The sequence below is a fragment of the Sphingomonas sediminicola genome (assembly GCF_014489515.1).
Lineage (GTDB): Bacteria > Pseudomonadota > Alphaproteobacteria > Sphingomonadales > Sphingomonadaceae > Sphingomicrobium > Sphingomicrobium sediminicola.
Window position 1 is genome coordinate 1,546,096 of the sequence record NZ_CP060782.1, and the last position, 23,406, is coordinate 1,569,501.

Annotated in this window: 25 protein-coding genes and 3 pseudogenes; 15 read left to right on the forward strand and 13 right to left on the reverse strand. The window is 63.5% G+C overall.

Annotated elements, in window-relative coordinates; translation table 11 throughout:
• The first annotated feature begins 22 nt into the window (after positions 1–22).
• Together H9L14_RS08295 and H9L14_RS16635 are read left to right on the forward strand one after the other, a co-directional pair.
• Positions 23–856, forward strand: a complete 834-nt coding sequence (locus tag H9L14_RS08295) for an FAD-dependent oxidoreductase (protein ID WP_187707733.1) — start codon at positions 23–25, stop codon at positions 854–856.
• Complete coding sequence (locus H9L14_RS16635) at positions 763–1,188, forward strand: FAD-dependent oxidoreductase (RefSeq protein ID WP_187707734.1); 426 nt, start codon at positions 763–765, stop codon at positions 1,186–1,188. The genes H9L14_RS08295 and H9L14_RS16635 overlap by 94 nt, the downstream gene beginning before the upstream one ends.
• Here the strand turns inward: H9L14_RS16635 and grpE are convergent.
• Positions 1,185–1,739 (reverse strand): nucleotide exchange factor GrpE, encoded by a 555-nt coding sequence (grpE, locus tag H9L14_RS08305; RefSeq protein WP_187707735.1) that lies wholly within the window; start codon positions 1,737–1,739, stop codon positions 1,185–1,187. The two genes, H9L14_RS16635 and grpE, sit on opposite strands and share 4 nt — an antisense overlap.
• Positions 1,736–2,770, reverse strand: coding sequence for a heat-inducible transcriptional repressor HrcA (gene hrcA / locus H9L14_RS08310; RefSeq protein ID WP_187707736.1), 1,035 nt, complete (start codon positions 2,768–2,770; stop codon positions 1,736–1,738). Before hrcA ends, grpE begins: the two co-directional genes overlap by 4 nt.
• A gap of 73 nt (positions 2,771–2,843) precedes the next feature.
• Between hrcA and rph the strand changes: the two genes are divergently transcribed.
• Genes rph through hemW form a run of 3 tightly spaced genes read left to right on the forward strand, consistent with a single transcriptional unit; the run spans position 2,844 to position 5,298 of the window.
• Complete coding sequence (gene rph / locus H9L14_RS08315; RefSeq protein ID WP_187707737.1) at positions 2,844–3,560, forward strand: ribonuclease PH; 717 nt, start codon at positions 2,844–2,846, stop codon at positions 3,558–3,560.
• Positions 3,557–4,165, forward strand: coding sequence for an RdgB/HAM1 family non-canonical purine NTP pyrophosphatase (gene rdgB / locus H9L14_RS08320; protein WP_246443996.1), 609 nt, complete (start codon positions 3,557–3,559; stop codon positions 4,163–4,165). Before rph ends, rdgB begins: the two co-directional genes overlap by 4 nt.
• Positions 4,162–5,298 carry a radical SAM family heme chaperone HemW gene (gene hemW, locus H9L14_RS08325; protein WP_187707738.1) on the forward strand — a complete coding sequence of 379 codons (1,137 nt, stop codon included), beginning with the start codon at positions 4,162–4,164 and terminating at the stop codon, positions 5,296–5,298. Before rdgB ends, hemW begins: the two co-directional genes overlap by 4 nt.
• 3 nt (positions 5,299–5,301) lie before the next feature.
• Here hemW and H9L14_RS08330 read toward each other — a convergent pair whose 3' ends face one another.
• Positions 5,302–5,619 carry a hypothetical protein gene (locus tag H9L14_RS08330; RefSeq protein ID WP_187707739.1) on the reverse strand — a complete coding sequence of 106 codons (318 nt, stop codon included), beginning with the start codon at positions 5,617–5,619 and terminating at the stop codon, positions 5,302–5,304.
• 125 nt (positions 5,620–5,744) lie between these two features.
• On the opposite strand from H9L14_RS08330, the pseudogene rsmI reads away from it, so the two are divergent.
• From rsmI to H9L14_RS08350, 4 genes and pseudogenes are all read left to right on the forward strand, one after another.
• Positions 5,745–6,580: pseudogene (rsmI, locus tag H9L14_RS08335) on the forward strand (16S rRNA (cytidine(1402)-2'-O)-methyltransferase).
• 257 nt (positions 6,581–6,837) lie between these two features.
• The gene (gshB, locus tag H9L14_RS08340) at positions 6,838–7,800 is read left to right on the forward strand and encodes a glutathione synthase (RefSeq protein ID WP_187707740.1); all 963 of its coding nucleotides are present in this window, start codon (positions 6,838–6,840) and stop codon (positions 7,798–7,800) included.
• A gap of 4 nt (positions 7,801–7,804) precedes the next feature.
• Positions 7,805–8,413 (forward strand): DedA family protein, encoded by a 609-nt coding sequence (locus H9L14_RS08345; protein ID WP_187707741.1) that lies wholly within the window; start codon positions 7,805–7,807, stop codon positions 8,411–8,413.
• A 43-nt stretch (positions 8,414–8,456) separates the two neighbouring features.
• Positions 8,457–8,960 carry a hypothetical protein gene (locus tag H9L14_RS08350; protein WP_187707742.1) on the forward strand — a complete coding sequence of 168 codons (504 nt, stop codon included), beginning with the start codon at positions 8,457–8,459 and terminating at the stop codon, positions 8,958–8,960.
• Positions 8,961–8,969: 9 nt separating this feature from the next.
• Here H9L14_RS08350 and apaG read toward each other — a convergent pair whose 3' ends face one another.
• From apaG to H9L14_RS08380, 6 genes and pseudogenes are all read right to left on the reverse strand, one after another.
• Positions 8,970–9,356: a Co2+/Mg2+ efflux protein ApaG gene (apaG, locus tag H9L14_RS08355; protein WP_187709922.1), complete on the reverse strand. Its 387-nt coding sequence runs from the start codon at positions 9,354–9,356 to the stop codon at positions 8,970–8,972.
• 63 nt (positions 9,357–9,419) lie between these two features.
• Positions 9,420–10,157 carry a DNA repair protein RecO gene (gene recO, locus H9L14_RS08360; protein WP_187707743.1) on the reverse strand — a complete coding sequence of 246 codons (738 nt, stop codon included), beginning with the start codon at positions 10,155–10,157 and terminating at the stop codon, positions 9,420–9,422.
• Between the two features lie 3 nt (positions 10,158–10,160).
• Positions 10,161–12,102, reverse strand: a pseudogene (uvrC, locus tag H9L14_RS08365) (excinuclease ABC subunit UvrC).
• 39 nt (positions 12,103–12,141) lie between these two features.
• A complete protein-coding gene (locus tag H9L14_RS08370; RefSeq protein ID WP_187707744.1) occupies positions 12,142–12,858 on the reverse strand; it encodes an aspartate/glutamate racemase family protein in 717 nt (238 codons plus the stop codon).
• A 208-nt stretch (positions 12,859–13,066) separates the two neighbouring features.
• Positions 13,067–14,474: pseudogene (locus H9L14_RS08375) on the reverse strand (NAD(P)(+) transhydrogenase (Re/Si-specific) subunit beta).
• Positions 14,475–14,477: 3 nt separating this feature from the next.
• The gene (locus tag H9L14_RS08380; protein WP_187707745.1) at positions 14,478–14,759 is read right to left on the reverse strand and encodes an NAD(P) transhydrogenase subunit alpha part 2; all 282 of its coding nucleotides are present in this window, start codon (positions 14,757–14,759) and stop codon (positions 14,478–14,480) included.
• A 263-nt stretch (positions 14,760–15,022) separates the two neighbouring features.
• Here H9L14_RS08380 and H9L14_RS08385 point away from each other — a divergent pair, with 263 nt between their 5' ends.
• The 4 genes from H9L14_RS08385 (at position 15,023) to H9L14_RS08400 (ending at position 18,689) form a co-directional block, all read left to right on the forward strand.
• Positions 15,023–15,832: a CHASE2 domain-containing protein gene (locus tag H9L14_RS08385; protein WP_187707746.1), complete on the forward strand. Its 810-nt coding sequence runs from the start codon at positions 15,023–15,025 to the stop codon at positions 15,830–15,832.
• A gap of 14 nt (positions 15,833–15,846) precedes the next feature.
• Positions 15,847–17,325 carry an EAL domain-containing protein gene (locus tag H9L14_RS08390; protein ID WP_187707747.1) on the forward strand — a complete coding sequence of 493 codons (1,479 nt, stop codon included), beginning with the start codon at positions 15,847–15,849 and terminating at the stop codon, positions 17,323–17,325.
• A 462-nt stretch (positions 17,326–17,787) separates the two neighbouring features.
• Positions 17,788–18,210, forward strand: coding sequence for a secondary thiamine-phosphate synthase enzyme YjbQ (locus H9L14_RS08395; protein ID WP_187707748.1), 423 nt, complete (start codon positions 17,788–17,790; stop codon positions 18,208–18,210).
• Positions 18,207–18,689, forward strand: a complete 483-nt coding sequence (locus H9L14_RS08400; protein WP_187707749.1) for a YbaK/EbsC family protein — start codon at positions 18,207–18,209, stop codon at positions 18,687–18,689. The genes H9L14_RS08395 and H9L14_RS08400 overlap by 4 nt, the downstream gene beginning before the upstream one ends.
• On the opposite strand, the gene H9L14_RS16640 is transcribed toward H9L14_RS08400, so the two are convergent.
• Genes H9L14_RS16640 through H9L14_RS08420 form a run of 4 tightly spaced genes read right to left on the reverse strand, consistent with a single transcriptional unit; the run spans position 18,654 to position 21,072 of the window.
• Entirely contained in the window at positions 18,654–19,001 is a 348-nt protein-coding gene (locus H9L14_RS16640; RefSeq protein WP_187709923.1) for an FAD-dependent oxidoreductase, read from the reverse strand. The genes H9L14_RS08400 and H9L14_RS16640 overlap by 36 nt on opposite strands.
• Positions 18,902–19,783, reverse strand: coding sequence for an NAD(P)/FAD-dependent oxidoreductase (locus H9L14_RS08410; RefSeq protein WP_187707750.1), 882 nt, complete (start codon positions 19,781–19,783; stop codon positions 18,902–18,904). The genes H9L14_RS16640 and H9L14_RS08410 overlap by 100 nt, the downstream gene beginning before the upstream one ends.
• On the reverse strand, positions 19,780–20,916 hold the full coding sequence (locus tag H9L14_RS08415; protein WP_187707751.1) for an NAD(P) transhydrogenase subunit alpha: 1,137 nt from the start codon (positions 20,914–20,916) through the stop codon (positions 19,780–19,782). The genes H9L14_RS08410 and H9L14_RS08415 overlap by 4 nt, the downstream gene beginning before the upstream one ends.
• A 6-nt stretch (positions 20,917–20,922) precedes the next feature.
• Positions 20,923–21,072 carry an aa3-type cytochrome c oxidase subunit IV gene (locus H9L14_RS08420; RefSeq protein ID WP_187707752.1) on the reverse strand — a complete coding sequence of 50 codons (150 nt, stop codon included), beginning with the start codon at positions 21,070–21,072 and terminating at the stop codon, positions 20,923–20,925.
• A 124-nt stretch (positions 21,073–21,196) separates the two neighbouring features.
• On the opposite strand from H9L14_RS08420, the gene H9L14_RS08425 reads away from it, so the two are divergent.
• Positions 21,197–22,633 (forward strand): sigma-54-dependent transcriptional regulator, encoded by a 1,437-nt coding sequence (locus H9L14_RS08425; protein ID WP_187707753.1) that lies wholly within the window; start codon positions 21,197–21,199, stop codon positions 22,631–22,633.
• Between the two features lie 18 nt (positions 22,634–22,651).
• On the forward strand, positions 22,652–23,392 hold the full coding sequence (locus H9L14_RS08430) for a phosphodiester glycosidase family protein (RefSeq protein ID WP_222949792.1): 741 nt from the start codon (positions 22,652–22,654) through the stop codon (positions 23,390–23,392).
• Positions 23,393–23,406 lie beyond the last annotated feature (14 nt).

Below are 23,406 nucleotides of genomic sequence, written 5' to 3' on the forward strand. Positions count from 1 at the left end.
TTTGGCGGCTGGGAGTTCGGCGATGGCACAAGGGAAGAAGGGTGAGCATGTCGCCATTGTAGGGGCTGGCGTGTTCGGTTCCTGGACCGCTCATCACCTCCAGAATGCCGGGCACCGAGTTACCCTGATCGACGCTTGGGGCGCATCGCACAGCCGGGCTTCGTCCGGAGGCGAATCCCGCCTGACCCGCGCCGCGTACGGCAAGGACGCGATCTACACGCGGTTCGCGTCCGAGAGCCTCCCGCAATGGCAGGCGCTGAGCGCAGTCTCGGGACTGCCAATCCTCATCCCGTGCGGAGTTTTGTTCTTCAGCGCTGTGGAAGACGATTATTTCCGCGGCAGCATGGAAGTGCACAAGCAGCTCAGCCTGCCGATCGAGCAGATGGACCGTGCGACGATGCAGCGCCGCTTCCCGATGATCGACTTCACCGGGATCGAGTTCGGTCTGTTCGAGGCGAAGTTCGGTGCACTGATGGCGCGGCGTTCGGTGCAAACGCTCGTCGACCGCTTCGTCCGGGCCGGCGGCGAATGTCGGCTGGGGTCTGCACTACCTATTCACGCGGGCGGCTCGAGGCTCAATGGCGTTAAGCTCCAGTCGGGCGAGACCCTGATGGCGGACCGTTATGTCTTCGCGCTCGGTCCGTGGCTGCCGAAAATCTTCCCAGATGTGCTCGGCAAGAAGATTTTCGCCACCCGTCAGGAAGTCTTTTATTTCGCAAAGCCGGCCGGCGACAAAAGCTATTCTCCCGAAGCGATGCCCGGATGGGCGGACTTCAACGACGGGGACATCTTCTACGGGTTCCCAGACCTCGAGAACCGCGGGCGAAGTTCGCCCATGACAAGCATGGCGTCCTAGTCGATCCGGATACGCATGATCGCCGCCCTACGCAGGCGGCTCTCGACGAGATCATCGCCTTCCGCGACCGCCGCTTCCCGGGATTGCGCAATGCTCCGCTCATCGGAGCGGAAGTCTGTCAGTACGAGAACAGCTCGAACGGCGATTTCCTGATCGACACGCACCCAAGCCTGTCGAACGTGCTGCTCGTCGGCGGCGGGTCAGGACACGGCTTCAAGCACGGCCCGGAGGTCGGACGCTATGCCGCTTCGCGCCTCTTCGGAGCGTTGAAGGAAGAACCGCGCTTCAGCCTCTCCACCAAGGGCGAGACCCAGCACCGCGAGGTCCATTAGTCGGGCTTGCGAGCCACCCCGACGAGCGCGGGCCGCAGCAGGCGATCCTTGAGCATGTAGCCGGGCTGCATTTCCTGGACGATCGTGCCCGGTTCGGCGTCCCCGTCCGGGATCTCCATCATCGCCTGGTGCCTGTGCGGGTCCAGCTGCTCGCCGAGGGCGGCGATGCGGGTGATGCCGTGACGGGTGAAGACCGCCTCCAGCTCGCGCGCAGTCGATTCCATCCCCGCGAGGAAGCTGCTTGCCACCTTGTCGTCCCGAAGCTCTTTAGACACCGCGTCGAGAGCCCGTTCGAGGTGATCCTTGATGGCGAGCATGTCGCGAGCGAACTGCGTGGTCGCATAGTTCGCAGCCTGCTGCTTTTCCGTTTCCAGCCGGCGGCGCACGTTCTGGATTTCCGCGGCAGCGTAAAGCGCCTTGCTGTTCGCTTCCTCCAGGGCAGCTTCGAGCTCCGCAACGCGGTCGTGCTCGGCGACCTCGGGCGCGCCTTCAGCGGTTTCGCGGCGGATTTCCTCCGCTTCTTCTCCAAGTTTGTCGTCGTTCTCGTTCATGCCATCAGTCTCGTAAGGGCCTTCGCCGTGAAGTCTACCATTGGGATGACGCGCGCGTAGTTCAAGCGCGTGGGGCCGATGACGCCGACAACGCCGACAACGTCGCCCTGGCTCCCGCGATAAGGCGCGGCGATCACCGACGAGCCCGAAAGGGCGAACATCCGGTTCTCGCTGCCGATGAAGATACGGCAGCCCGGAGCATCGCGTGCGCCTTCGAGCAGGCGGGCGATTTCCTGCCTGTTCTCAAGCTCTTCAAGCAGGCTTCGAACGCGTTCGAGGTCGGCCGCGGCATTGTCGTCGATCAGGTTCGCCTGCCCGCGGACGATCAACACTGGGCGCCGCGCGTGATCTTCGCTCCAGGCGGCGAGGCCCGATGCGATCAACTCGGCGGCGGCGCGATCCAGCGCTTCGCGGCGGTCGCGAATTTCCGCCAGGAGCCGCGCCTGCGCCTCCTGAAGCGTCAGCCCGGACAGGCGCGCATTGATGAAGTTGGTGACCTCGTTCAGCGCTTCCGAACTCGTCACGCCGTCGAGATTGACGATCCGATTCTCGATATTCCCGTCGGCGCCGACGAGTACGGCCAGCGCGCGATCCGGCCCGAGCGGCACCAGTCCAAGCTGCTTCAGCCGCATCTCGCTTTTCGGAGCCAGGACCACGCCCGCCGCCTGCGACAGTCCTGAGAGTGCCGCAGAGGCGGCTGCAAGCGCATCCTCGACCGGTTGGTCGCGGGCGATCTGCCGCTCGATCTCGCGCCGCTCGCGCGGATCGGGTGCAGCGACCTGCATGATGCCGTCGACGAACAGCCTCAGCCCCGTCTCGGTCGGAATCCGTCCGGCGGACGTGTGCGGATGGGTGAGCAGGCCCCGCTCCTCCAGATCCTGCATCACGCCCCGGATCGAAGCCGGCGACAAGTTCACGGTCCCGGTGAGCGTCTTTGACCCAACCGGAATCCCGCGCTCGAGATAGGCTTCGACCACACGGCCGAAGATCTCGCGCATCCGATCGCTAAGCTCGCCGATATGCTGGGCCATTCCAGTCCCGCATCTAGGATTGGCGTGCCGCCCGGTCTAGGGGAGCCCACGAATCCACCATCAGGAGCACCCAATGCGCCCGAGCGGCCGCGCCCCCGACCAAATGCGAACTCTGACCTTCGAGCCCGGCTTCACCCGCCACGCGGAAGGCTCATGCCTCGTCTCATTCGGCGATACGCGCGTGCTCGTAACTGCGTCGATCGACGACAAGGTCCCGCCCTTTCTCCGCGGTAAAGGACAGGGTTGGGTCACCGCCGAATACGGCATGCTTCCTCGCGCCACCCACACGCGCGGCAATCGTGAAGCGGCCAAGGGCAAGCAGTCGGGCCGGACCCAGGAAATCCAGCGACTGATCGGTCGCAGCCTTCGCGCCGTGGTCGACCTTCCGAAACTCGGCGAGCGGCAGATAATCGTCGATTGCGACGTGATCCAGGCCGACGGTGGAACCCGCACCGCATCGATCTCGGGCGCATGGGTCGCGCTTCGAATCGCGGTGGACAAGCTGATTGCGTCTAAGTCCGTCGCCGAAGATCCCATCCGGACGCAGGTCGCGGCGGTCAGTTGCGGTATCCATCAGGGAACCGCAGTGCTCGATCTCGATTACGACGAGGACAGCACGGCGGGGTCGGACGGCAACTTCGTCCTGACCGCCGACGGCGCGATCGTGGAGGCGCAGTTGACGGCTGAAGGCGAAACCTTCGACGAAGAGGGCCTGTTGAGACTGCTTCGCCTCGCGCGCATCGGCTGCACCGAAATCTTCGCCGCACAGCTCAAGGCCGCCGGCCGGTGAGGCCGATCGGCGACAAGCTTGTCATTGCGACGCACAATCCGGGCAAGCTTCGAGAGATCGCGGATCTCGTCGAACCGCTCGGTATAACCTGCGTAAGCGCGAAGGATTTGGATCTTCCGGAGCCCGAGGAGATCGGGAACACGTTCGTCGACAATGCCGATTTGAAGGCCCGCGAGGCGGCCGACCTCTCGGGCCTTCCCGCCCTCGCCGATGACAGCGGACTTTGCGTCGATGCTCTCCAGGGCTCGCCGGGCATCTTCTCCGCGCGCTGGGCGGAAGACGAGCAGGGCAATCGCGACTGGATGCGCGCAATGGAGCGCGTCTGGCGCGAGGTCGAGGCAGCCGGCCCTGACGCCGGCCACGACGCCCACTTCGCCTGTGCGCTGGCGATCGCATGGCCGAACGACGGTCAGGTCGAGAATTTCGAAGGACGCGTCGATGGCACTTTGACCTGGCCGCCGCGCGGCGCCAACGGATTCGGATACGACCCGATTTTCGTCGCGAATGGTCGCGAGGTGACGTTCGGCGAGATGGATCCGGCTGAAAAGCACGGCATCAGCCACCGCGCCGACGCCTTCCGGAAGCTGGTGAAAGCGCTGAAGTGACCGTCGAGCCTCTGGCGCTTTACGTCCACTGGCCGTTCTGTGTCAGTAAATGCCCCTATTGCGACTTCAACAGCCACGTCCGGTCGACCATCGACCAGAATGAATGGCGCGACGCGCTGCTCGCCGACCTCGCCTACGAAGCGAGCTTGCTCCCCTACCGGCGCCTGACCTCGATCTTCTTCGGCGGTGGCACACCATCTCTGATGGACCCAGCAACCGTATCCGCCATCATCGGCCGTGCGCGCGAGCACTGGCAGGCCTCGGAAGACATCGAGATCACGCTCGAGGCGAATCCGAACTCAGTGGAAGCTGATCGCTTTGCGGACCTTGCTGCAGCAGGCGTCAATCGCCTGTCACTTGGGCTCCAGAGCTTTGACGACACCGCCCTCGCGTTCCTCGGACGAGCTCACTCAGCCGACGAAGGACATCGCGCTCTCGATATCGCCCAGAAGCACTTCCCGCGCGTCAGCTTCGATCTGATTTATGCCTTGCCGGGGGACACGGAGACGAGTTGGGCCAAGACGCTCGACTGCGCGCTCGAAAAGGGCACGTCGCATCTGTCGCTCTACCAACTGACCATCGAGCCGGGGACGCGATTTGCTTCGATGGTCGCAAAGCACGAGTTTGAACCGCTCGACTGCGACGAAGCGGCTGGCCTGTACGAAGTGACCTGGGAGCGTACGTCCGCCGCCGGCATCCCGGCATACGAAGTCAGCAACCACGCGCGTGCCGGCCAGGAGAGCCGCCACAACCTCACCTACTGGCGCTACGGCGATTATGCCGGCGTGGGACCCGGAGCGCACGGACGGAGGCTCGGCAAGCGCACGGTTCGGCATCGCAAACCCGAGAACTTCCTGTCCGGGATGAAGCGGAACGGTCACGGCATGGTCGAGGAAGAAATGCTCGATCCGCGTGAGGCAGCCGACGAAGCCTTGGTCATGGGCTTGAGACTGTCGGAAGGCATCGATCCCGCAGCATTGTCCGATCGGTTCGGGAGGCCGGTCGTCGATGACCCCGCCGTGGAGCGCCTCTTCGCTTCGGGCCATCTGGAGCGCGAAGGCGGTCGTCTTCGCGCAACGGCGTCGGGCCGTCTGCTGCTCGACCGCGTGCTTGCGGAGATTGCCGCGGACTAGACCTTACTGCGGATCGTTCGCGTAGTGATCAGCTGCCATCGACAGGAAATCCTCGATTTGGAATTCCGCGTCGGATTCCGACTGCTTCTTTGACACCTTGTTCTTGGAATCGAACGCCCAGACCGCTGACTTGAAGCTCGTCTCCTGCGCCGAGCATTTCTGCCGAACGAAGGCGGTGAAGCCGTCGTTCGTCACCTTCGCGCTTTTTGCTTCGACGGTGGCTTGCTTGATGCAGGTCCTGAGCGCGGTTCGGGCGCCATCCGCGGCCGCCGTCTGAAACGCCGCCGCAAAAATTGCCGATGCGATCGCCAACTCGAACATGACCCTCTCCCCAAGGCCTTAGGTACTGAAGATGAACCTATTCTCTCTGGTTTAAAAGAGCCTAGCGATACGGGGTTAAACGTAGCTTGCATGGGCGCCACCGCGGGTGCGATGCACGGTCGGGAATGGACGAAGATCGGCTACCGCCCGGGCTCTACATCGTTGCGACGCCGATCGGGAACCTCGGCGATCTGACGCCGCGCGCGGCAGACGTGCTCCGGCGCGCGGATCTCGTGCTGGCGGAAGACAAAAGAGTGACTGCCAAGCTGCTGGCCCATTCGGGCGCGAAGACACGGCTCGCGAATTACAACGATCATACGAACGAAGCCGAGCGAGCAAGGATCGTTTCACAGCTGGGCGAGCAGGCCATCGCGCTCGTCAGCGACGCCGGGACCCCCTGATTTCCGATCCGGGCTACAAGCTGGTGCGCGATGCCCGGGCAGCCGGTCACCCCGTTCATACCTTGCCGGGTCCGTCGGCCGTGATCGCGGCGCTGACTCTCGCAGGCCTTCCGACCGACCGGTTCCTGTTCGCGGGGTTTCTGCCGTCGAAGGCCAAGGCCCGGGCTGACGCAATTGCGGAGATTGCAGGCGTTCGCGCGACATTGGTGTTCTATGAGAGCGGTCCGCGCCTCGCGGACGCCCTGGCCGCGCTTGCTGACGGGCTCGGGCAGCGGGAGGCGGCAGTCTCTCGCGAGATCAGCAAGTTTCACGAGGAAACGGTAACGGGGTCGCTGGGCGAGCTTGCGGATCGCTATGCAGACCATCCGCCCAAGGGCGAGATCGTGATCATCGTCGGCCCTCCGGCCGAACGTGTAGCAGCAACCGACGACGAGTTGGATGCCGCACTCGACGAGGCGCTGAAGCGTATGTCCCCTTCGCGCGCGGCAGCCGAGGTGGCCGCTGCTCTCAACGTCCCAAGGAAGCGCACCTACGCCCGCGCCCTCGAACTCTCGAAGTGAACCGCGAAGCAGCCGAAAAGCGCGGCCGCGGGGCGGAGACCCGCCTACGTGTGGCTCTGCCTCCACGGCTGGCGCATCGTCGCCTGGCGCGCTAGCTTTCCCGGCGGCGAGGGCGGAGCGTCTCACGGCGCGCTACCAAAAGCCCGATGACGATGTGCGCATCGACGCAATCTTCATCGTTCCGGGCCGCCTCCCCCGCCACGTCCCGAACATCTGGCAAGGGTGACAAAGCCTTGGGCGTCAATTAGGCGGCGGCAATGTCGCTGCGCATAGCCGTTCAGATGGACCCGCTGGAGAGCATCAATATCTCCGGCGATTCAACGTTCGCCATCATGCTCGGCGCGCAGCAGCGCGGGTACAAGCTGTTCCACTATCTCGCGGAAGACCTCACCTGGCAGGATGGCCGGCTTTACGCGGGTGCTCACGAGGTGACGGTCCAGCCGGTGGCGGGCGACCACTTCCGCAAGGGCAACTTCGCCATCCTCGACCTGGGCAAGGACGTCGACGTCGTCCTGATGCGGCAGGACCCGCCGTTCGACCTCGGCTACATCACCGCGACGCACCTGCTCGAGCGGATCCAGGACGAGACTTTGGTCGTCAACGACCCAGCGGCAGTCCGGAACTCGCCGGAAAAGGTCTGGGTCCTCGATTTCGCGCGCTTTATGCCGCCGACCATGGTCACGCGGTCGATCGGTGCCGCTAGACACTTCCTCGCCGAGCATGGCGACATTGTCGTGAAGCCACTTCACGGCTTTGCGGGAGGCTCGGTCTTCCGGGTCAGCTCGGACGGCCGGAACCTGGCGTCTTTGATAGAGCTGTTCAACCGGACGTATCGCGAGCCGCACGTAATCCAGAAATTCCTTCCGGAGATCGTGGAGGGCGACAAGCGTATCGTCCTCGTCAATGGTGAAGTCGCAGGCGCGGTCAATCGGGTACCCGGCGAAGGCGAGATCCGGTCAAACCTGGCCGTCGGCGGCAAGGGCCAGAAGACCGAGCTGACGCCGCGGGAACTGGAAATCTGTTCGGTCCTGGGCCCGGAGCTCAGGCGCCGAGGTCTGCTCTTCGTCGGGATCGACGTGATCGGCGGCAGATGGCTGACCGAGATCAATGTCACGTCTCCGACCGGCATCGTCGCCATCGACAAGTTCAACGGCACAGACACGCCGGGCCTCATCTGGGATGCGATCGAAGCAAGCCTGGAACTGAGGCGGAGCGCCTGATCGCATGAGTGACTGGGTCATCCGCCTGATCGAGCAATCAGGCTACCTCGGCGTCGGCTTCCTGATGTTCCTGGAAACGGTTTTCCCGCCGATTCCGTCGGAAGTGATCATGCCCGTCGCGGGCATGGCCGCTGCAGAGGGTAAGATGAGCTTCCCGCTCGTGGTTGCCAGCGGGACCGCGGGCGCGATGCTGGGCAACATCGTCTGGTATCTTGCGGCCCGGGCGCTGGGCGTGAACCGGCTGGAGCCGCTCATCCGGCGCTACGGCCGCTGGATCACGATGACCTGGAAGGAAGTCGAGCGAGCGCAGGTCTGGTTTCGCCGGAACGGCGTGTTCTTCGTCTTCTTGGGACGGCTGCTTCCCACCGTACGGTCCCTCGTGTCGGTTCCAGCCGGCCTGCTGAAGATGCGGTTCAAGACCTTCTTCTTCGCGTCGACGCTGGGTACGGCGGGATGGACCGCTTTGCTCGCGACCGCAGGCTTCAAGCTGCGCGAGAATTTCAGCGAGATCGACCAGTATGTCGGCGCGGCATCCAACGCGATCCTGGTGGTGCTCGTCGCCGGATACTTCTGGCGCCTCTGGACGCATTTTCGTGTGGAAGAGGGCGAATAGACCCGCCGTTGCAAATGAGGGCGTCGCCCGCCAGCGTTAAGCCATGAGCGGCAAGACGGTTCTTATCCTCGGTTCCTACGCGCCGTCGCTCGTGCACTTCCGCGGCGCGCTCATCGCCGCGACGGTCGAGCGGGGGACATACGGTCTTCGCCGCCGCGCCGGCGATTTCCACCGAGGTTGCAGAACAGCTCAAGGCGATGGAGCCGAGCCGCGCGAGTTCCCGCTCGTCAGTGCGAGCCTCAATTCGCCCGCGATGCTGCGATCTTTGCGGGAGATCCGCCGGCACCAACACCGTCTTCTTCGACCCGGGCGGAGTCGCGCGAACCCAGACTCCAGCGGAAAATCGGTCCCGGGGACGTGGGCGGCGGCAAACGGTCAGCTTTGCCTGACCACGGGCGCGGCGCAGGAATGCTGGCCCTATTCCCGGCCGTTCCAACCCGGTCAGCAGATCAGCCTGACCAGCAGCTGCAACTCCGCCTCCAGGTGGACAGCGCTCGGAACGAACCAAGCTGCGCCAGTTCAGCAGGGCGCCGGAGAACGCGGCTAAGCCACCGCCTCAGTTCGTAGGCGCGAGAAGCGCGAACTTCGGAATCTCGACGTCGAAAGTTCCACCGTCCTCATCGACCATCCGATAGCTTCCGCTCATCGACCCGATGGGCGTGTCGAGCGGGCATCCGGAAACATAGTCGAAGCTGCCATCGGGAGCGATCAGCGGCATCTCGCCGACTACGCCTTCGCCTTGTACTTCGTGAACCGCTCCGCGTCCGTCGGTGATCGTCCAGCTTCGCGAAAGCAATTGGATTGAACGACCGCCGCCATTTTCGATCCGCACGTGATAGGACCAAAACCAGCGGTTGATCGAAGGGTCTGACTGCTCGGCGAGGTAGCTGACTGCGACCCGCACGGTGATTCCGTGCGTCGTCGCGACGTTCGGAAAAAGCATCGCGAGCGTATCGAGACCAGTCACGGTTGAAACGCTAAGACAGGTTAGCCCCGCAAACAACGGCTAGATGAGGCCGCCCGCGCGAAGAAGGCGCTCAACGAGGCGGGAGCGCGCTTCCGCGAGCCCAGCCGTTCGGCCGGTCAGAACGTCGCGAAGGAGGAAGTAGCCGCTCAACTCCAGGCCGTCGCGAATTTCCGGCCAGTTGGCGGCGCCGCCCTCGCGGACGAACTTCGGCAGTGATAGCAGCTTTCCCGAATATGGCTCCGCCTCCGTTGCGCTGACCGCACGCCCCGAGCGCGGGCTTACGGCCACCAGATCGTCGTTCGAGCCGGTGACCGCACAGCGGTCGAGGTCGAGACCGAAACCGAGTTCAGCTAGAACCAACAACTCGTACCGAACGAGAAGGCTCGCCCAGCCAAGCGCTGACGGTGCGGCCTCGATCAAAGCCAGCAGCGCATCGAGAGCGGCGTATAGTCGCGGATAGGGCTGTCCTTCCGGAAGCGCGGTCGCGGTCAGCGCCGTGACCCAATCGATTGCCGCAGCCGGAAGTGGCTCGGACAGCAAAGGCGCGCGGCTGTGCACCAGCTCCAGCTCGGCATGCGCCAGTTGTTCTTCGGTCCGCGAGCGCAGGCGAGCTTGGACCTGGTTTCCCGGAACGACGACCGGCCGCATCCGCCGCCCACGGGCACCGCGCACATAGGCGGCCTGAAGGCCATCGTCGGGCGTCATCAGGCGGACCACCGCGCCGTGCTCAGCGTGCATTCTCAGGGCACAGACTATCGCGGGCGTTTCGATGTTCACGCGTCAGCCGGCCGGGTGGAAATAGTCGTACAGCTGTCGCGCCATCGTCTTACTGATACCTGGTGCGCGCTCAAGATCCTCAAGAGCGGCTCCCTTCACCGCCCGCGCAGTCCCGAAGTGCATGAGCAGCGCTCGCTTCCGGTTTGGGCCGATGCCTGGGACATCATCGAGCGTCGACGTCGTCAGGCTCTTGGCCCTCTTCGCGCGGTGCGTGCCGATCGCGAAGCGATGCGCCTCGTCGCGCAGCCGTTGGATGTAGAAGAGCAAGGCCGAGTTCGGCGGCAGCGTGATCTCGCGGCCGCCGGGGAAGTGGAAGACCTCCCGGCCTTCACGACCGTGATGCGGACCCTTTGCGACGCCGACAACCGGTACGTCGTGGACTCCAGCATCCTCCATCACTTCGCAGACCGACGACAGCTGGCCCTTGCCGCCGTCGATAAGCAGCAGGTCAGGCCACTCGCCGCTCTGCCGATCGGGGTCTTCTTTCTCCAGGCGAGCGAAACGGCGTTCGAGGACCTCGCGCATCATCGCGTAATCGTCGCCTGGATTCGTCTCGGGCCGCTTGATGTTGAACTTGCGATAGCTGTTCTTGCGGAAACCCTCGGGCCCGCGACGATCATCGCACCGGTCGCGTTCGTGCCCATGATGTGACTGTTGTCGTAGACTTCGATGCGCTTCGGCACGTCCGGAAGCTCGAACGTGTCGGCCAGCTCGCGCAGGATCTTGCCCTGCGTGGTCGCCTCGGCAAGGCGGCGGTCTAGCGCTTCTTCCGCATTCCGGCGAGCCTGGTCGAGCAGCTTCTTGCGGTCGCCGCGTTTCGGGATCTCGATCGCGACGCGACGCCCTGCTCGCTCCGACAGCGCTTCTTCGAGGACCTCGGTGTCAGCTACCTCGCGATCGACGAGAATGCGCTTGGGAGGCGGCATGTCCTCATAGAACTGGACGAGAAAGCTCGACATCACCTCGGCTTCGGGGACATCGCTGGTATGCGCCGGAAAGAAGGCGCGGTGGCCCCAGTTCTGGCCGCCGCGGATGAAGAAGCCCTGGATCGACATGGTCCCGGCCTTGCAGGCCAGAGCGAACACATCTGCATCGCCCAGCCCTTCGGCGTGCACCGTCTGCGATCCCTGGATGTAAGTCAGCGCGCGGAGCCGGTCGCGGTAGACCGCAGCGAGCTCGTAATCCTGCTTCTCCGCCGCCTCGGCCATCTGCTTCGACAAGCGAGCCTGAACGCCGGTCGACTTGCCCGACAGGAAGTTCTTCGCGTCGTCGACCAGTTCATCATAATCGGCTTCGCTGATGCGGCCGACGCAAGGGGCCGAGCAGCGCTTGATTTGATAAAGCAGGCAAGGCCGCGAGCGGTTCTCGAAATAACTGTCGGAGCAGCTCCGCAACAGGAACAGCTTCTGCAGCGCGTTGAGCGTGCGAGTGACCGACCCGGCGCTCGCGAACGGCCCGAAATACTGACCCTTCGCCCGCCGTGCCCCGCGGTGCTTCTGCACTCTTGGAAAGGCGTGGTCCTCGCGGAGAAGGATGAAGGGAAGCTTTTATCGTCGCGGAGTAGGACGTTGTAAGCCGGACGGAAGCGCTTGATCAGCTGCGCTTCGAGCAGAAGCGCCTCCGCTTCGGTTCGGGTCGTCACGATCGTCATCGACCGCGTCTGGGCCACCATCCGCTGCAGCCGTTTCGGCAGCCGGGCGACCTGCGTGTAGTTGGTTACGCGGTTCCTCAGCGCGCGCGCCTTGCCGACGTAGAGCACGTCCCCGCGAGAATCTTGCATCCGGTAGACACCAGGCCTGACTGGCAGCGTCTTCAGCACCTCGCGGATTGCGGCGACGCCTTTCTCAAGGTCCGGTTGTTCCGCACCGCGTACGGCATAGGTCGCCTGATCCTCGTTGAAGCGCTCCTGCGCTCCTGGTTGATCGGGACGGTCGGCCTTGCTCACCCGGACGAGATAGGCGCTAGCCAGTGCTGACGCGAGGGGTCAGGCTGCCGCCCGAGCCTGCTCTTCCTCCGTGAGCATCCATTCGACTGCGGCCCGGGCGTGGATCGCGGTCGTGTCGTAGACTGGCAGCACGTTCGCGCGCGTGTCGACGGCGAGCACGAGTTCCGTGCAGCCGAGGACAACCGCCTGCACCTTTAGCTTCGCAAGTTCGGTGATGAGGGTCTTCAGCTTGCGCTGGCTATCGCGGACAACCCGTCCCCGTGCCAGCTCCTCAAAGATGATGCGGTCGACCTCCGTAATCCACGACTGTTCGATCGGGACGAGGTTGATTCCTCGAACCTCAAGCCGGCCCCGAACATATTGCTCGGTCATGGTGAAGCGCGTGCCCAGCAAGGCGACGCGCGACAAGCGATCGGCGACGAGCTTGTCGCCTGCCGCGTCGGCAATGTGCAGCACAGGCACGTCAACGTTCGCGGCAACGGCGTCGTAGACCTTATGTGTCGTGTTGCAGGCGATCAGCACGCCTTCCGCGCCCGCCGCCTGAAGCTTCTGCGCTGCGTCGACGTTGAGCTTGGCGACGCCGTCCCAGTCGTTTGCGTCCTCGAGCGAGACGAGATCGGCGAAGTCCACGCTCTCGATCGTCAGCCGCGCGCTATGGAATCCTCCCAGGCGTTGGGCGATGCCCCGATTGATGTGCTCGTAATAAAGGGCGGTCGAGGACCAGCTCGTCCCGCCAATGATCCCCAGCTTGCGCAAGACGCCTGCCCCTTCCCCACTCTCGCTCTGTCGTGAACGGAGCAGACGCGACACCTGGCTCCGACTCTCGAATTGTCTCGCGCTCGCAGCAATTGGCAAGACTTAAACTTCTGAATTTACGCGAAATGAATCAGGTTTGCGCCGAGCCGTTTATCGCAGGCATCAACCGATGTTCTTGCCAGATCGTGAAATGGCTAAGTCCCCGGACTCAGCCAATATTTTTCACGATCTCCTCGACCATCTTCTTGGCGTCGGCGAGGAGCATCATCGTGTTGTCGCGGTAGAAGAGTTCGTTGTCGACGCCGGCATAGCCGACGCCCCCATCGAGCGCTTCACGAACAGCACGGTTCGCGCCTTCTCAACGTCGAGGACCGGCATTCCGTAGATGGGCGAACTCTTGTCGGTCTTGGCGGCTGGATTGGTAACGTCGTTGGCGCCGATGACGAAGGCGACGTCTGTCTGAGCGAACTCGCTGTTGATGTCTTCCAGCTCGAAGACCTCGTCGTAGGGGACGTTCGCTTCGGCAAGCAGCACGTTCATATGGCCCGGCATGCGGCCTGCGACCGGGTGAATCGCATATTTCACACGCACGCCCTGTTCCTTGAGCAGGTCGGCCATCTCACGGAGCGCGTGCTGCGCCTGACTGACCGCCATGCCGTAGCCGGGGACGATGATGACCTGGTCGGCCTGGCTCATCAGGAATGCAGCGTCCTCGGCCGAGCCGCGCTTGTAGGGACGGTCGATGACCTCGCCACTTGCGCCCGCCACTGCATCGCCGCCGAAGCCGCCCGCGATGACCGAGATGAAGCTGCGATTCATCGCCCTGCACATGATGTAGCTGAGTATCGCGCCCGAGCTGCCGACCAGAGCGCCGGTGATGATCATCGCGCTGTTGTGCAGCGTGAAGCCCATCGCCGCCGCGGCCCAGCCCGAGTAGCTGTTCAGCATCGAGATCACCACCGGCATGTCGGCTCCGCCGATCGGGATGATCAGCAGGAAGCCGATGGCGAAGCTGAGCGCCATGACCGTGAAGAAGATCCACGGCGCCTGATCCTGCGTGAAATAGGCGATGAGCCCGAGGATCGCGACGAGCGTACTGAGATTGATGACATGGCGGCCGGGCAGCAGGATCGGCTTGCCCGACATGTTTCCGTTGAGCTTCAGAAAGGCGATCACCGAGCCGGAGAACGTAATTGCGCCGATAGCGACGCCGAGGCCCATTTCGACCCGGCTGACCTGCAGAATGCCGTCAGGGCCCAGGATCCCGAACGCGTCGGGATTCAAGAACGCAGCCGCGCCGACGAGCACGGCAGCCATACCAACGAGGCTGTGAAAAGCCGCGACCAGCTGCGGCATCGCCGTCATCTGGATCTTGCGAGCGGTGACCAAACCTATGCCCCGCCAATCACCATCGCTCCGATGATCTCGGGCAAGCTCGCAATCTGGTGGACGGCGAGTGTCGTCACGACCGCAATCGCCATGCCGATCATGCCGGCGCGATTGCCTCTCTGGCTACTGACCGGGCTCGAAAGCCCCCTTAGCGCGAGGATGAAGCAGATGCCGGAGACGAGATAAGCGAGAAGCACCCAGGCGGGCGTGTCGTGCACGGCCTCCACGCTCTAGCGCTCCTTCTTTTTGTACATGGCGAGCATTCGCGCCGTGACGGCGAAGCCTCCGAAAATATTCACGCTCGCAAGCGCTACCGCGATAAGACCGAGCCACTTCGACGAAGGGCTTCCGCCAGCAGCGGCTGCGATCAGTGCGCCGACGATGATCACGGAGGAGATGGCGTTGGTCACGCTCATCAGAGGCGTGTGGAGTGCCGGGGTAACCGACCAGACGACGTAATAGCCGACGAAGCAGGCGAGAACGAAGATCGACAGGATCGAGATGAATTCCATCAGGGCCTCTCCGAGAATGGAAGTTCGCCAAGTTCGCTTTTCAACGCGCGAGTTCGCACGCGCGCGCGGCGGATTGGAGCGAAGGTAACGGGAACGGGTGCGCTGTGATTGCAGGTCATCCGGGCGCGACCATGCACAATTCGGCAGCGATAGGACAGTGCCAAATCGGAGGAGGATTTTTGTCGTTAACCGAGTCACGGTTTCCGATTTGATAACCTTTATTCGGCAGACCCGAAGCACGAAAGTTGAAGGATTCGTGCTCGGTGCGCTTGCGCAGGCCACAAAAGGGTGAGGCCCCAAGCTGGAAGCTACTGCTCTGGACGGCAGTGGCTGCGATCATCTTCGGCCTGATCGGAGCCGGCGAACTGCCCGAAGACATGCTGCGGGCGAGCCGCAACAGCCTTCATCAGCACAAAGCCACCGGTGATATCGTGCTGGTGGCGATCGACGATCGGTCGCTGCGAGAAGTTGGACGCTGGCCCTGGCCGCGCAGCCGGCATGCCGAAATCATCAACAAGCTCAGCCAGGCCGGCGCAAATCGCACGTTCGTTGACATCGTCTTTAACGGCCGGAGCGATTCGACAGACGATGCGAAATTGGCCGATGCCGTCAGCAACGCCCGCAACGTAACCCTTGCAGTCAGCACTCGATCGGGGATTACGAGGACCGGTATCACCGGGTCCGGCGACCCCGACCTGCTGCCTCCCGAAATGTTCAGTAAGCATGCGGAGCTCGGCCTGATCAGCGTTGCGTACAATTACCAGAACGCGGTCTGGCACCTCGACTATTCGAGGAAGGTCCAGGGCAAGGCTGTTCAATCGTTCTCGGCCAAGCTCGCGAAGGTGGATTCGCGGCTGAACGGCGACTTCATGCCCGATTACTCGACCGACCCGACGACGGTGCCGGTCATTGCGGCGGCAGACATTCTCAACGGCCGGTTCGACCCCAAGTCGGTCCAGGGCAAAGACGTCGTCGTCGGGACCGCCTCCGAGGGGATCGGCGATCAGTATTTCATTCCCGGCTGGGGAAGATGGCCGGTGCGTACGTTCACATCATCGGAGCCGAGACACTGAAGTCCGGTCGGCCAATGTCCTTCGGCTGGCTGGCTCCTCTGCTTCTCGCGCTCGGCGCCTGCTGGGCTGCAGCGACCCGCAAGTCGGCGGGACAGGTTGGCTCGATCCTGCTGAGCGCGGTGCTGCTTCTTCTGTTTGCTCCGGTCGGCCTTGAGAGCGCGCTGATTTTTGTCGATGTCACGCCTGCGCTTTTCGCTGTCATCGTTGTTTCGACCGTGCTCGCACTTCGCCGGTGGAAACAGCGTGGGCTAGTGAACACCGTTTCGGGTCTGCCGAACCTGAGCGCGCTGAAGGCCAACAAGGCTGGCCGCGATAAGGCGCTGATCGCGGCCCGCGTGCTGAACTATGCGGAAATCGCCGCCGCACTGCCTCCGGAGCAGGAACGCCAGCTCGTCGACCAGATCGTGTCGCGCCTCCGCGTCGGCGCTCCCGATCGTACTTTGTACGAAGGCGACGGTGGAATCTTCGCCTGGTTCGAAGAACCGGAACTGCCCTTCGCCAACCATATCGAGGCGCTCTACGCGCTGTTCCGCAACCCCGCACGGGTCGAGGGGCAGTCGATCGATCTGGCGATCAGCTTCGGCGTGGAGATTGGAAGCGGCCGCTCGCTGACCAACCGGCTGGCGAGCTCGCTCGTCGCCGCGGAAGAAGCCGCGCACGACGGCCTCAAGTGGAAATACTACGATCCGGAAGCGCTTGAGGACGCTTCCTGGAAACTGTCGATCCTCAGCCAGCTCGACAGCGCCGTCGACAAGGGCGAGGTCTGGGTCGCCTACCAGCCGAAATTCGACCTCAAGCAGCGCAAGATCGTCGGCGCCGAGGCGCTTGCACGATGGACTCACCCCGAGAAGGGGCCGATCGCCGCGTCCGAATTCATTGCCGCCGCCGAGCAGCATGATCGCATCGGAAAGCTAACCGACTTCGTGCTGGAGCAGGCGATTTCCGCTGCCGCGATCGTGAACCGGAAGCACCCCGGCTTCGGCATCGCCGTAAACCTTTCCGCCCGGCTTCTTACCGATCGAAGTCTCGTGCTTCGACTTGGCGCGATGATGGCTCGCCATCATCTGTCGCCTGACCTTCTTACTCTTGAGCTGACCGAGACGGCCGAACTCGCTGGCAGCGGGGCGGCATTCGACATGCTCTCGTCGCTTCGAGATCTGGGCGTCACGATCGCCATCGACGATTACGGCACCGGCCTATCGACTCTCGATTATCTGAAGAAGATCCCGGCCAGCGAAATCAAGATCGATCAGAGCTTCGTGAAGACGATCCTCGACAACCGCAGCGACCTGGTGATGGTCCAGTCGACGATCGCCCTGGCCCACTCGCTCGGCCGCAAGGTCGTCGCCGAGGGCGTCGAGCACCAGGGTGTGCTCGACGCGTTGGTCGACATGGGCTGCGACGTCGCGCAGGGCTACATCATCGGCCGTCCGATGAGTATCGACAGCCTAACGAAGCGCCTGTCCGCCGACCGCCGCTCCAGCGTCGCCTAAGACTCCCCAATTTCCACGCAAATGTGAGGGCAGTTCTGCCCAAGTAACGACTGCGCGTTAATAAAGGTTAACTTGTTGCTAACCAATTTTATTAGGGTTAACGTCCCTGTCAGCTGCCGAATCGCAGTTCGAAGGACAGGGGTTCAACATGAAGAAGCAAGCACAGACCAAGGGTCTCTGGAGCTGGCTCCTCGGCCAAGGCTGGAGCAACGCTGGTAGCCAGGGTTAACGAAAACGGCCGCTCTTAAGCGGCCGTTTTTTGTTACATATTACAACTAGTTAGCTAAGGCGTCCGTGTAACATCGGACGCTTTCGTGCGTCCTATTGCGCAGCTCTTCAATCAGCCCACGTTCTTCCGCTCACTGGTGAAGTGATTTGGCGCCCGATCTCCGACTCAGCGGCGCGACTCGTTAACCATCCGATTCGCTGGAAATGTCGAAATCGCGCGACTAACGCTGCAAAATGCTTCGTCAGGCGTCCACGACTTTGAATCTTTCCGGCCCTCGACAGGGGCTTCACGAGATCACTGACGAGATCGATTCCTGGGTCCGCGATCAGGATTTCGGGACCGGCTTACTAACGATTTTCTGCAAGCACACTTCGGCATCGCTGCTGATCCAGGAGAACGCCGCAAGCGCAGCCCGGCGAGATCTGGAAACCTATTTCAGCCGTATCGCGCCTGAAGACCCGGCGCTCTACACGCATAATGATGAAGGTCCCGATGATATGCCGGCGCATTTGAGAAGCGCACTCACCCAGACCCAGCTGTCAATCCCCGTCGGCGACGGCCGGATGGTGCTCGGGAAGTGGCAGGGCATCTACCTCTTCGAGCATCGCCGCGAGCCGTCGCTCCGGCAAATCGCTTTGCACCTGGTCGGCGAATGAGCCTCGGGTCCGTCCGCGCCTGGCTCGCAAAGCACGCGCCCGACCTGACCCTGATCGAAGTCGAGGAGACCACGGCGACAGTCGATACGGCGGCCAAGGCTCTTGGCGTCGAGCCGGGGCGGATCGCCAAGACGCTCGCCGTGCGCGCGGGGGACGAGACGTTTCTACTGGTCACGCGCGGCAATGCGCGGCTCGACAATGGGAAGTCGAAGCGGGCGTTCGGAGCGCGGCCGAGGATGCTTGGGCCAGAGGAGACGTTTGCGCTCACTGGCCATCCGGTCGGCGGCGTCTGCCCGTTCGGCCTGGCGACGGAACTGCCGATCTATGTCGACGAGTCGCTAAAGGCTTTCGACGTAGTCTACCCGGCGGGCGGTTCGCTGAACACGTCGGTCAAGGTTTCGACCAACCGCTTGTTCGAACTGGTCGGGAAGAAATGGGTCGACCTATGCCGCCTGCCCGAGGAAGCGGCCGGGGCTTAGCTGTGCGGCGGTGGCCGCTTCGAGTGGCCAGGGCGTCGCGGCGATCAAGGATTCCGCAATCTGCGCCATGGCCGGGGATGTCTGGAGGCCGTAACCGCCCTGCCCCGCGAGCCAGAAGAACCCCTCGGCCTGCTGGTCGAACCCCACGACTGGATGACGATCGGGCGCAAAGGTCCGCAGGCCCGCCCATCGGCTTTGGATCCGGCCGACCTTCATGGTGGTGCGTTCCTCGATCCGGTGAGCCGCGAGCGCGATCTCATATTCATCGGGCTGGGCGTCGCAGGGGTCGGTAGGCCCTCGTCCATCGGCGATGCAAACAGGCGCCCGGACTCCGGCGCGAAATAGAGCTCATCGCCAACTGTCTTCGCGAACGGCCAGCCCGACAGGTCCTCGCCGTCCGGTGCGTCAAACGTGATGATCGTGCGGCGAAGCGGGGCAAGACCAATTGGCCGAACGCCACCTAGCGTCGCGACTGCGTCGGCCCAAGAGCCAGCCGCGTTGATCAGGATGGGCGCAGCGAGGCTGTCCCGGTGCTCGGTCGTGACAGTCCAGACTTCTCCCGAACGTTCCACTTTAATCGCGCGCGCGACCGTGACGATTTCACCGCCGTTCTGGCGGAGCGCGCGAACGTGTCCCTGCAGAAGCGCATGCGTGTCGAGCCTTATGCCATTGCGATCGACCAGCCCCGCGACTGCGGCGCCCTCGCCAGTTCGAACGACCGGGCAAAGCTCGCAGATGCCAGCCCCGTCTACGCGCTCCAACTGCGCGAACGGCGCGATCGCGGATTCGAGCTGATCCAGAGCGGCGAGCTCATCCTCGCGGGAGTGGATCAGCACCGGCATGCGATGTCCCAACGGGACGTCGGTGAAGTCCCTCGGCGGTGCTTCGAAGAATCCGCGGCTCGCGTGTGTCAGCGCACGGACGAGCGGATCGCCGAGCGCATAATGCAGCATCGTCGCGCTTCGGCCCGACGAATGGTAACCGACTGCTCCCTCGGCCTCGAGGACGGTGACTCTGGCATGCTTCGAGAGAGTCGAGGCAGCGGAAAGCCCCGCAATCCCCCCGCCTATCACGATGATGTCGCTCGACTTCAACTCGCCGGGCCCGTCAGCCTTTCGTTTACGACCTTCCCGCCGTGCGTGAGGCGGATCGCCTTGACGATCTCGTCATCGTCCGGAAGCACCGGCCTGTTTTGCTCCTTGTCCCAGAAGGCGGACAGGAAATTGAACAGGTTGCGCGCGAACAAGGCCGAGGAGTCGGCTGCTAGCGTCCGGGCAAGGTTCGAGGCACCGATGATCGTGACGCCGTGCTTCACGACATTCTGCCCCGCGACGCAGCCCTCGACGTTTCCTCCAGCATCTGCGGCAAGATCGACGACCACGCTGCCCGGACGCATGGTCGCGAGCTGGGCATCGCTGATCAGCCGCGGCGCAGGCCTTCCGGGAATCAGGGCCGTCGTGATGACCATGTCCTGCTTGGCGATATGTCCGGAAACCAGTTCGGCCTGGGCCTTCTGATAATCCTCGGACATTTCCGTGGCGTATCCGCCACTCCCCTCGCCCTCGATGCCCGCGACATTCTCGACGAAGATGGGCTTGGCGCCGAGAGACTGGATCTGCTCCTTGGTCGCGGATCGAACGTCGGTCGCGCTAACCTGCGCGCCAAGGCGGCGGGCAGTTGCGATCGCCTGAAGCCCTGCGACGCCCACGCCCATCACGAAGACGCGAGCGGCACTGATCGTGCCCGCAGCAGTCATCATCATCGGGAATGCCCGGCCGTAAGTTGCTGCACCGTCGACGACCGCCTTGTAGCCGGCGAGGTTCGACTGCGACGACAAGATGTCCATAGACTGTGCGCGAGTGATGCGCGGCATCCATTCCATCGCCAGCGCCTCGAGTCCCGCCGAAGCGTATCCGTCGATCTTCTCGCGGCGTCGGAACGGATCGAGAGCACCGACGAGAATCGCACCCGGCTTGGCGCCCTTCAGGCTGCCGGCATCAGGACCGCCGATGCAGAGAACAAGGTCGGCACCGTCGAGGGACTTTGCACGCGGCGATACAGACGCGCCTGCCGCTTCATAGTCTGCGTCAGAAATCGACGCCGACTCACCCGATCCGGTCTCGACGGCGACCTCGGCGCCCAGCCCAATGAATTTCTTCACGGTTTCCGGCGTTGCGGCGACCCGCGTCTCCCCCGGCGCGGTCTCCCTGACGACTGCGATTTTCATCGGCGCCTAGCTGATGATCATGACTACGAGGAACGCGATAACCAGGCAAACAATCGCGCCCCACTTCAGCAGCTTCGTGAAACGCTCATAGTCCTTCACGTGGTGAGCGACTTCCTGCGTCGGCGGATTGTTCAGCAACGGCTCCTCATGCGCCATGTCTTACCCCTCTTCGAATTCAAAGTGTTGGAGCTGTCCATAACAAGCAGGTTCGCCGCCCCAACCCCTGAAGTCTTAAGACGGCATTTACTCCTTTCGTCGTAGGACACGCGCAGGAACTGCGATGCGCGAGCAAGAAACCAAATCTCTCCTGTTGGTCGAAGCCGATCCAGCCGAACGGCGTCTCGTTTCGGCGGTCGCAGCGCGCGCCGGCTGGAGCACGGTCGGTGCGGATTGCACGGAGATGGCGATTAGCCTTCTCCAGGGGCCGCATGGGCGAGAAGTCCAGGCCGCCTTTCTCGCGAACTGGGATGAGGGATCGGGTCCCGCGGCCATTGCCGCACTGCGATCCAGCCGTCCATCCCTGCCCGTCATTGTCGCCGCCAAAGGCGAATCGGTGGCGCAGGCGGTCAACGCGATGCGCGCAGGCGCCACGGATTTCCTGACCCTGCCGGTCGCGCCCGAGCGGCTCGTCGAGGCGCTTGCGGCCAATTCCGACCGCCGCAAGCCCGCCGGCGAACTGATCCCGGTCTCCGAGAAGCTTGCTCCGGCGCTGTCGCTCGAACAGCTCGTAGGCTCCTCTCCGCAGTATCGGGCCGCCCTCGCCGTCGCAGCCAAGGCCGCGCGCAATCGCCTTCCGATCCTGATCGTCGGCGAGCCCGGCACGGGCAAGGAGACGGTCTCGCGGGCTATCCATGCAGCAAGTCTTCGGGCCCGCGGTCCGCTGGTCATCGTCGATTGCAAGGCCGTTCCCGGCAACGTCGTCGACAGCGAGCTGTTCGGCCACGTGAAGGGTGCCTTCCCCGGCGCCTTCGCGGAGAAGTCGGGCCGGATGCTCGAAGCGGACATGGGCACGCTTGTCCTCGACGAGATTGGCGCCTTGCCGCAGTCGACCCAGGAAACGCTGGATCGCGTGCTCGCCACCGGCGAAGTCCGTCCGGTCGGATGCAACGGCAGCTCCTCCGTTGATATCCGGCTGATCGCCACGACAAGCGCTCCGCTGGCCGAAAGCTTCAACCAGATGCTCGGCGAGCGAATCTCCGTCACCGTCGTGAATCTTCCGCCGCTGCGCGACCGCAGCGCGGATATTCCGAACCTGGCCAGGCACCTCCTTCAGCGCTTTGCCGAGCAGGAGCTGATCCCGCCGCTGTCGATCGGAAACGACGCGCTCGCGGTCCTCATGCGGTATGGCTGGCCGGGCAACGTCCGGCAACTCGCCAGCGTTCTCTTTCGCGCAGGACTCCAATGCGACCGCGGCGGCCTGACTGCCGAAGACTTCCCTCACATTGCGTCGCAGTCGCGCTTCACCGGGCGCAAGAGCGACTTCGCTCCTTCCTTGAGCGCCCAATCCAGCGAAGCTGCGATGAGCGGCGTTTCCGGAGTGACCCTGTTCACGAACGACGGACATTTGCGCACGCTCGAGGAGATCGAGGCCGACATCATCCGCCTAGCCATCGGCCACTACCGCGGCCGCATGACCGAGGTAGCGCGCCGGCTCGGCATTGGCCGCTCCACGCTTTACCGCAAGCTGAGCGACATCGGCATCGACACCGCCGCCTGAGGCGCTAGCACTCGCCGGGTGCGAGTGTTCCTCTTTCTTGCCTTTTTCTTGGCCGGTTGCGCGAAGACCGGTGCGACCGCCGAAGCGGCGCAGTCTGCCTGTCGTGTGGAAATGTTCGAAGAGAGCCGATTCACGGTCTGCGATCCCGGAAAAGGCAATCTCGAGCTGATCGCCGCGGGTCGTGATGAGCCAGCGGTTCGGCGGCTGGCCGACCTGGATACGAATCTCGGCCCCAAAGCCGGCACGGTCGCCTTCGCGATGAATGCCGGAATGTACGACGACGACGGGCGGCCGATCGGGCTCGCAATCGTCGAAGGACGCCAGAAACACGCGATCAACCGCCGGAAGGGCGGCGGCAATTTTCACCTGATGCCGAACGGCGTGTTCCAGGTTCGCAAGAATTGCAGTGCCGAGGTCGTGACGAGCGACAAATGGCGCCCCTCGCCCGACATACGCATCGCGACCCAATCGGGACCGATGCTCGTAATCGACGGCAAGCTTCACCCCGCATTCGAGCACGACGGCATGTCCCGGAACATTCGGAACGGCGTGGGAGTGACAAGCGGCAAGGCCCTGTTCGTCATCAGCGACGATCCCGTCTCATTCGGGAAGTTCGCCCGCTTCTTCCGCGACCGGCTGAAGGCGCGCAATGCGCTCTTCTTCGACGGCTCGGTGAGCGCGCTCTGGGACCCGGCGAATGGGAGGCGGGACCTTACCAAGCCGCTGGGACCGATGGTAGTTGCGTACAGGCCGCGGTAAGGTGTGCGACGCGC

What these genes read in the sequence shown, in the direction of transcription:
- H9L14_RS08330 (WP_187707739.1), bottom strand. Translation starts at nt 5,619, where the DNA reads ATGTTCGAGTTGGCGATCGCATCGGCAATTTTTGCGGCGGCGTTTCAG.
- H9L14_RS08400 (WP_187707749.1), top strand. Translation starts at nt 18,207, where the DNA reads ATGAGCCTCGGGTCCGTCCGCGCCTGGCTCGCAAAGCACGCGCCCGAC.
- H9L14_RS08415 (WP_187707751.1), bottom strand. Translation starts at nt 20,916, where the DNA reads ATGAAAATCGCAGTCGTCAGGGAGACCGCGCCGGGGGAGACGCGGGTC.
- rph (WP_187707737.1), top strand. Translation starts at nt 2,844, where the DNA reads ATGCGCCCGAGCGGCCGCGCCCCCGACCAAATGCGAACTCTGACCTTC.
- H9L14_RS08345 (WP_187707741.1), top strand. Translation starts at nt 7,805, where the DNA reads ATGAGTGACTGGGTCATCCGCCTGATCGAGCAATCAGGCTACCTCGGC.
- grpE (WP_187707735.1), bottom strand. Translation starts at nt 1,739, where the DNA reads ATGAACGAGAACGACGACAAACTTGGAGAAGAAGCGGAGGAAATCCGC.
- hrcA (WP_187707736.1), bottom strand. Translation starts at nt 2,770, where the DNA reads ATGGCCCAGCATATCGGCGAGCTTAGCGATCGGATGCGCGAGATCTTC.
- H9L14_RS08380 (WP_187707745.1), bottom strand. Translation starts at nt 14,759, where the DNA reads ATGGAATTCATCTCGATCCTGTCGATCTTCGTTCTCGCCTGCTTCGTC.
- H9L14_RS16635 (WP_187707734.1), top strand. Translation starts at nt 763, where the DNA reads ATGGGCGGACTTCAACGACGGGGACATCTTCTACGGGTTCCCAGACCT.
- H9L14_RS08395 (WP_187707748.1), top strand. Translation starts at nt 17,788, where the DNA reads ATGCTTCGTCAGGCGTCCACGACTTTGAATCTTTCCGGCCCTCGACAG.
- gshB (WP_187707740.1), top strand. Translation starts at nt 6,838, where the DNA reads ATGTCGCTGCGCATAGCCGTTCAGATGGACCCGCTGGAGAGCATCAAT.
- H9L14_RS08425 (WP_187707753.1), top strand. Translation starts at nt 21,197, where the DNA reads ATGCGCGAGCAAGAAACCAAATCTCTCCTGTTGGTCGAAGCCGATCCA.
- H9L14_RS08420 (WP_187707752.1), bottom strand. Translation starts at nt 21,072, where the DNA reads ATGGCGCATGAGGAGCCGTTGCTGAACAATCCGCCGACGCAGGAAGTC.
- H9L14_RS08350 (WP_187707742.1), top strand. Translation starts at nt 8,457, where the DNA reads ATGAGCGGCAAGACGGTTCTTATCCTCGGTTCCTACGCGCCGTCGCTC.
- apaG (WP_187709922.1), bottom strand. Translation starts at nt 9,356, where the DNA reads ATGCTTTTTCCGAACGTCGCGACGACGCACGGAATCACCGTGCGGGTC.
- H9L14_RS08390 (WP_187707747.1), top strand. Translation starts at nt 15,847, where the DNA reads ATGTCCTTCGGCTGGCTGGCTCCTCTGCTTCTCGCGCTCGGCGCCTGC.
- H9L14_RS08295 (WP_187707733.1), top strand. Translation starts at nt 23, where the DNA reads ATGGCACAAGGGAAGAAGGGTGAGCATGTCGCCATTGTAGGGGCTGGC.